This window comes from Variovorax sp. 20P10.2.4, assembly GCF_058244205.1.
In genome coordinates this window covers 1-5,916 of sequence record NZ_JBZAYE010000466.1, presented here as the reverse complement: position 1 = coordinate 5,916, position 5,916 = coordinate 1, and the positions used below count along the sequence as shown (strand labels likewise).

Sequence of the window (5,916 nt, the reverse complement as noted above, 5' to 3'; positions counted from 1 at the left end):
CGATCCAGAGCACCGCGTCGTCGAGCACCGCGATGCGCAGCGCGATGCGCGTCAGCGGCCGGTGCAGCGGCCCGAGCTCGCGCACGATGCCGATCAGCACCGGCAGCGCGCTCACCGCGAGGCACAGGCCGATCGCCAGCGCGCCCCACCACTGCCCGCCATGCGGCGCGCTCCAGCCCGGCAGGTGGTTGAACCAGAGCTTGGCGGCCAGCGTGCCCACCGCGAACGGCAGCAGCAGCGCCATCACCGCGCTGGCGACGAAGCGCAGCGTCTCGCCGGGCCGCGCCGGCGGCAGGTCGGTCGCGCCCGGCAGGTGCACCGTCTGCCGCGTTTCGAGCCCGGCCGTGAAGGCCAGCAGCAGCACGCCGATCCAGCCGATGAAGTCGCCGCCCGCCGACGGAATGCCCGCGGCCTTGGGCAGCACGCCAGTGGCCGCGAGCAGCAGGCCGATGATGATCGGCAGCACCGCGATCGGCACCGAACGGCCGAGGGTGCGCCAGATGGCCCAGGACAGGCCCATGAAGAGGATCAGGTCGGCGAAGGTCGAGAGCAGGCTGGGGAGCATGGGGTGGATGCTACCGTGGCCCCGTGTCGCGGAAGCGATGCCGAGGCGTCGCGGCTCCCGCCGCCCGCTGGCTACGATAGCGCGATGGACCTCAGGCAACTCCGCTATTTCGTCGCGCTCGCGACCCAGCAGCATTACGGCAAGGCGGCGGGCATCCTGCACGTGACGCAGCCGGCGCTGAGCCGGCAGATCCGCCTGCTCGAGGAGGAACTGGGCGTCCAGCTGTTCGAGCGCCACGCGCGCGGCGCGGCGCCGACCGATGAAGCGCGGCTGCTGCTCGAGCGGGCGCTGTTCCTGCTGCGCTACGTCGACCAGATCAAGTCCGACCTGCTGGCCCGGCAGCGGGAGCCTCGCGGGCCGGTCGCCATCGGGCTCTCGCCCGGTCTCGCGCAACAGCTCACGGTGCTGCTGACCAAGGCGGTGCTCCAGTACCTGCCCGAAGTCCGGCTGCGCTTCATCGAGGGCTTCGCGCCGTCGCTGCAGACCATGCTGGCGCAGGGCGAGGTCGACATCGCGCTGCTGATCGAGCCCATCGAGCGATCGAATCTGAGCACCCTGCCGCTGCTGAAGGAACAGATCTGCCTGATCGGTCTGCCCGACGACCTCCGGCTGCGCAAGCCGAAGATCCGGATGCGCGACCTGGCCGGCGTGCCGCTGATCATGACCGGGCTCGTGAAGTCGGGCGTGCGGCTCGAGCTCGAGGCGGCCGCCGCGCGCGCCAAGCTCGAGCTGCATCGCGTGGTCGAGGTCGAGACCGCCGAGGTGGCGCGCCGGCTCGTGCTCGACGGCGTCGGGCTCACGGCCCACTTCGCGGCGGCGGTCCAGGAAGACCTGGCGGCGTCGCGGCTGCGCGCCGTCCCGATCGACGGCCTGTTCCTGCACCGCGTGCTCGCGCGCGCCTCGGACCGTCCCGCGTCGCGCGCCACCGAAGGCGTGATGGGCGTGCTGCGCACGGTGATCGAGCGGCACGTGCGCGAAGGCCACTGGCCGAACGCGCAGCTGTCCTGAGCAGGCCGCGCCGGGCCATGCCGCTTCGTTATGGGGGCGGTCAGAAAATTCACTTGGACCTGCGCCGCGCGCGTCCCTAATCTTGCGCCGTCCGCTGCCGCCACCGCCCACCGGGTGGCGCGCCGGACTTCACAAGAACGGAGACAAGCAGATGGCATGTGATCGAAGAACATTCCTCGGGGCGGCCGCGGCCGCCACCTTCGCGCCGGCGCTGGTGCGGGCGCAAGAGCCGCTTCGCATCGTGGTTCCCTTCTCGGCGGGCAGCGGCACGGACGTGACGGCACGCGTGCTGGGCGACGCGATCGTCAAGAGCAGCGGGCGCACCGTCATCGTCGACAACAAGCCCGGCGCGGGCACGGTGCTCGGCTCGGTCGACGTGGCGCGTTCGCGCCCCGACGGCAACACCGTGCTCTACACCACGGGCGGCTACACCACCAGCGCGGTGCTGATCAAGAAGCTGCCCTTCGACCCGGTCGCGGACCTGCTGCCCATCACGCGGCTGGCGCTGTCCTCGGGCTTCGCGCTGCTGGTCGGCGAGAAGTCGCCATACCGCTCGCTCGCGGAATTCGTGGCGGCCGCCAAGGCCAGGCCGGGCCAGCTGAGCTTCGGCTCCTCGGGCGTGGGCAACACCACGCACGTGATGGGCGTGTTCTTCGGCAAGGGCGTGGGCGTGGACCTGCTGCACGTGCCGTTCAAGGGCTCGCCGACCAACGACCTGCTGGCGGGCACGGTCGACTGCGCCTTCCTCGCGCCGTCGACCGCGGGCTCGCAGATCCGCGCGGGCCGCCTGCGCGCGCTGGGGATCTCGGGCGGCCGGCGCTCGGCGCTGCTGCCCGAGGTCGCGACCTTCGCCGAGCAGGGCTTCACGGTCGAGGACATCCCGGCCTGGTCGGGCCTCTTCGGTCCCGGAAAGATGGCGCCCGACGCGGTGCATGCGCTGCACGACACCGTCGTCAAGGCGGCACGCACGCCCGCGCTGATCGCCTACATGCGCGACAACGGCGACGAGCCCGACCTGATGCCGCCCGAGCCGTTCAGGGCCTACGTCACGGCCGAGATCGGGCGCTACCGCCGGTTGCTGCCGCCGCTCGACATCCAGATCGGCTAGGAGCAGCCATGCCCGAATTCATCGACCTCGGCGACGTCCGCACCGCCTTCGAGGTGGCGGGGGAAGGACCGCCGCTGCTGATGCTGCATGGCGCCGAAGGCAGCCGCCGGCAGTTCGCGCGCATCCTGCCGGCGCTGAGCGACCGCTACACCGTGATCAGTTACGACCAGCGCGACTGCGGCGACACGGTCGGCCCCGAGCGGGCACCGACGCTGATCGATCTCGCCGACGATGCGATGCGACTGCTCGAGGCCCTCGGGCACGCGAGCGCCTTCGTGTTCGGCACCTCGTTCGGCGGCCGGGTCGCGCAGGCCTTCGCGGTGCGCCATGCAAAGGCCGTGCGCCGGCTCGTGCTGGCCAGCACCTGGCCCCTGCCCGTCTCGCTCGCGCAGGCCAACGCCGAGGTGGCGCGCGAAATCGCCGTGCTGCGCGCGCAATTGCCCGCGAGCGCCGGGCAGCTCGCGGCGCTGTTCTTTCCCGCGCCCTTCCTGGCCGAGCATCCAGCCTTCAGGGCGCATTTCGCCGCGGCACCGGCGCGCTCCGCGCGGTCCGATCGCCGGGCCGCCGTGGTCGGCGATAGGCCCGCACTCGCACTGTCGGACATCGATCGGCCCACGCTGCTCGTCGCGGGCGAGCTCGATCACGTGGTGCCGGCCGCGCTCACGTTCTCGCTGGCGCAGCACATCCGCGACACGCGCTCGGTGCTGCTGCCCGGCGTGGGCCACCTGGGCACGGCCCAGGCCCCCGAGGCGCTCGCATTGCATCTGCGCGAGTTCCTGGCGTGAACCCCGTTTCCTTTTCCGTTCCCCTGTTCCGCGTCGCTGGGCGCATGGAGTCTTCGTTCGATGATTGATGTACCGGTCCTCGTCGTCGGTGGTGGTCCCGTGGGCCTCACCGCATCCCTGTATCTGTCGCTGTTCGGCATCGAGTCGCTGCTGGTCGAGCGCCATCCGGGCACCGCGATCCTTCCCAAGGCGCGGGCCCTCAATGCCCGCACCATGGAGATGTACCGCCAGATCGATCTGGAGGACGCGATCCGCGCCGTCGCCATGCCCGATCGCTTCGGCGGCACGATCCTCTGGTCGGAGAGCCTGGCCGGCCGCGAGATCAAGCGGTTGCATCCAGGCCGCGGATCGGCCGCCAACCAGGCCTTGTCGATCGCCGGCAACTGCGGCTGCTCGCAGGACATCCTCGAGCCGGTGCTGCGCCAGCGGGCCGAGACGGCAGGCGCCGGCAGGCTTCGCTTCGGCACCGCGCTGCGCGAACTGAGTTGCGATGCCGACGGCGTGACCGCCAGCATCGAGGATGCCGAGGGCCGCGGCGAACAGGTGCGCGCGCGCTACCTGATCGCCGCCGACGGCTCGCAGAGCCGCATCCGGCAGCAGCTCGGGATCGGCCGGCGCGGCGAAGCCGATGTCTACGACAGCATCAACATCCACCTGCGTGCCGACCTCACGCCGTGGATCGCGGAGCGCCCCGCGGCGCTGTACCTGATCGAGCAGCCGGAATTGCGCGGCACCTTCCTGACGATCAACGGCAGCGACCGCTGGGGCTTCCTGGTCACCTCGCTGTCGCACTACGGCTTCACGCCCGAGCAGTTCACGCCCGCGTTCGGCACCGAGATCGTGCGCCGCGCGGTGGGTGTAGCCGACCTCGCCGTCGAGGTCCTCGGCGTCAGCGCCTGGAAGGCCTCGGCGATGGTGGCCGAGCGCTACCGCGCGGGACCGGTGTTCCTGGCCGGCGATGCCGCGCACGAGATGCCGCCGACCGGCGGCTTCGGCCTCAACACCGGCGTGCAGGATGCGCAGAACCTCGCATGGAAGCTGGCCGCGGTGCTGCGCGGCGAGGCCGGCGACGCGCTGCTCGACAGCTACGATGCCGAGCGCCGCCCGGTCGGCGAGGCCGTCACCCACACCAGCCTGCTGAACGCGCTGTCGATGGGGCGCACGGCGCGGCAGACCGAGGCCGTGCTGCCGCGCAAGGAGTTCCTCAACGAGATCGGCCTGGTGTTCGGCGCGCGCTACGCATCGCGCGCGGTCGTGTCGCAGGAAGAGCCCGCGCCGGTCGCGGACGCGATCGAGGCCTATGTGCCGAGCGCCGCGCCCGGCTGCCGCGCGCCCCATGTCGCGCTGCGCAAGGGTTCGCAAAAGCTCTCGACCACCGACCTGCTGGGCCGCGGCTTCGTGCTGCTCACCGCGCCCGCGGGCTCGGCCTGGCGGGCCGCCGCGGATCGGCTCGAAGGGCCTCGCGTCGCCAACGCCGTGATCGGCGACGAGATTCGCGAGGAGGACGGTGGCGACTGGCTCGCGGCCTATGGCCTGCGCGAAGACGGCGCGGTCCTCGTGCGGCCCGACGGCCATGTGGCCTGGCGCTCGCCATCGGGCGCCGACGACCCGAAGGCCGCGCTGCGGGAGGTGATGAACGCCATCCTGTGCCGAAGCGCGGCGGCGCGCTGGAGCGCCGCATGAGCATGGAAGTCAGCGCCATCCATCACTTCACGGTCGGCTGCGCGGTCGAGGACCTGCCCGCGCTGCACGACTTCTACGTGGGCACGCTGGGGCTGAAGGAGGGGCACCGCCCCGCGCTGCGTCATCCGGGCTACTGGCTGTATGCCGACGGGCACGCGATCGTGCATCTCAACGCGCTGCGGACGGTGTCGCCGCCGCGGGAGTGCGGCCCCTTCGATCACGTGGCCCTGAAGGCGCGCGGCCTCGAAGCCACGCGGCAGGCGCTACGCGCGGCGAAGGTGCCCTTCAGCGAAACGCCGCTGACCGGGACCTCGCTGCACCAGGTCTTCCTCAGCGATCCGCTCGGGCTCAAGGTCGAGTTGAATTTCGACCTGGATCTCGAGGCCGGGTAGCGGGCACCGCCCTCTTCGGCGGCCCCGGCCGAAGGCGCCTCAATGCGCGATGCCGAGCGCCGCGGCCGCTTGCCTGGCGACCTCGAGCGTGCCGCCGGGTTCGTCGCCGTCCTCGATCATCCAGACCGACGACAGGCCGGCCCAGGCGAGCACCCATTGCAGCAGGCGCTCGCGGTCGATGTCCGCGGCCTTCGCCACGATGGCCAGGCGCCGCTCGAAACGGCCCGGCGCGAGCGCGGTCGCGTCGTCGGGGTTGCAGAAGATGTTCGCGACATCGAAGCCGCGCTCGCCGACCAGCCCCTTGGGATCGATCGCGAGCCAGCCCTCGGCGCCGAAGTCGAGCACGTTGCCATGGTGGATGTCGCCATGCAGCAC

At 71.7% G+C, this 5,916-nt stretch carries 7 protein-coding genes; 5 read left to right on the top strand and 2 right to left on the bottom strand.

All coding sequences use genetic code 11. The features are described 5' to 3' along the window. Positions 1-565, bottom strand: a 565-nt coding sequence (locus AC27VN_RS30395; RefSeq protein WP_490878962.1) for a cation:proton antiporter domain-containing protein, incomplete at its 3' end; no start/stop codon positions are given. An 84-nt stretch (positions 566-649) separates the two neighbouring features. On the opposite strand from AC27VN_RS30395, the gene AC27VN_RS30390 reads away from it, so the two are divergent. The 5 genes from AC27VN_RS30390 to AC27VN_RS30370 all read left to right on the top strand — a co-directional run bounded on the left by AC27VN_RS30390 (position 650) and on the right by AC27VN_RS30370 (position 5,541). Continuing rightward, positions 650-1,573 (top strand): LysR family transcriptional regulator, encoded by a 924-nt coding sequence (locus tag AC27VN_RS30390; protein ID WP_490878961.1) that lies wholly within the window; start codon positions 650-652, stop codon positions 1,571-1,573. A gap of 151 nt (positions 1,574-1,724) precedes the next feature. Further along, complete coding sequence (locus tag AC27VN_RS30385) at positions 1,725-2,681, top strand: Bug family tripartite tricarboxylate transporter substrate binding protein (protein WP_093345976.1); 957 nt, start codon at positions 1,725-1,727, stop codon at positions 2,679-2,681. 8 nt (positions 2,682-2,689) lie between these two features. Beyond that, positions 2,690-3,466 (top strand): alpha/beta fold hydrolase, encoded by a 777-nt coding sequence (locus AC27VN_RS30380; protein WP_093345974.1) that lies wholly within the window; start codon positions 2,690-2,692, stop codon positions 3,464-3,466. Positions 3,467-3,526: 60 nt separating this feature from the next. After that, complete coding sequence (locus AC27VN_RS30375) at positions 3,527-5,149, top strand: FAD-dependent monooxygenase (RefSeq protein WP_490878960.1); 1,623 nt, start codon at positions 3,527-3,529, stop codon at positions 5,147-5,149. Beyond that, entirely contained in the window at positions 5,146-5,541 is a 396-nt protein-coding gene (locus tag AC27VN_RS30370; protein ID WP_431513956.1) for a VOC family protein, read from the top strand. Before AC27VN_RS30375 ends, AC27VN_RS30370 begins: the two co-directional genes overlap by 4 nt. Before the next feature lie 39 nt (positions 5,542-5,580). Here AC27VN_RS30370 and AC27VN_RS30365 read toward each other — a convergent pair. Beyond that, positions 5,581-5,916 (bottom strand): aminoglycoside phosphotransferase family protein (locus AC27VN_RS30365; protein ID WP_490878959.1); only part of this gene is annotated, 336 nt, incomplete at its 5' end.

Excerpts from the sequence above, each read along its gene's own strand:
- AC27VN_RS30390 (WP_490878961.1), top strand. The coding sequence starts at position 650 with ATGGACCTCAGGCAACTCCGCTATTTCGTCGCGCTCGCGACCCAGCAG.
- AC27VN_RS30385 (WP_093345976.1), top strand. The coding sequence starts at position 1,725 with ATGGCATGTGATCGAAGAACATTCCTCGGGGCGGCCGCGGCCGCCACC.
- AC27VN_RS30380 (WP_093345974.1), top strand. The coding sequence starts at position 2,690 with ATGCCCGAATTCATCGACCTCGGCGACGTCCGCACCGCCTTCGAGGTG.
- AC27VN_RS30375 (WP_490878960.1), top strand. The coding sequence starts at position 3,527 with ATGATTGATGTACCGGTCCTCGTCGTCGGTGGTGGTCCCGTGGGCCTC.
- AC27VN_RS30370 (WP_431513956.1), top strand. The coding sequence starts at position 5,146 with ATGAGCATGGAAGTCAGCGCCATCCATCACTTCACGGTCGGCTGCGCG.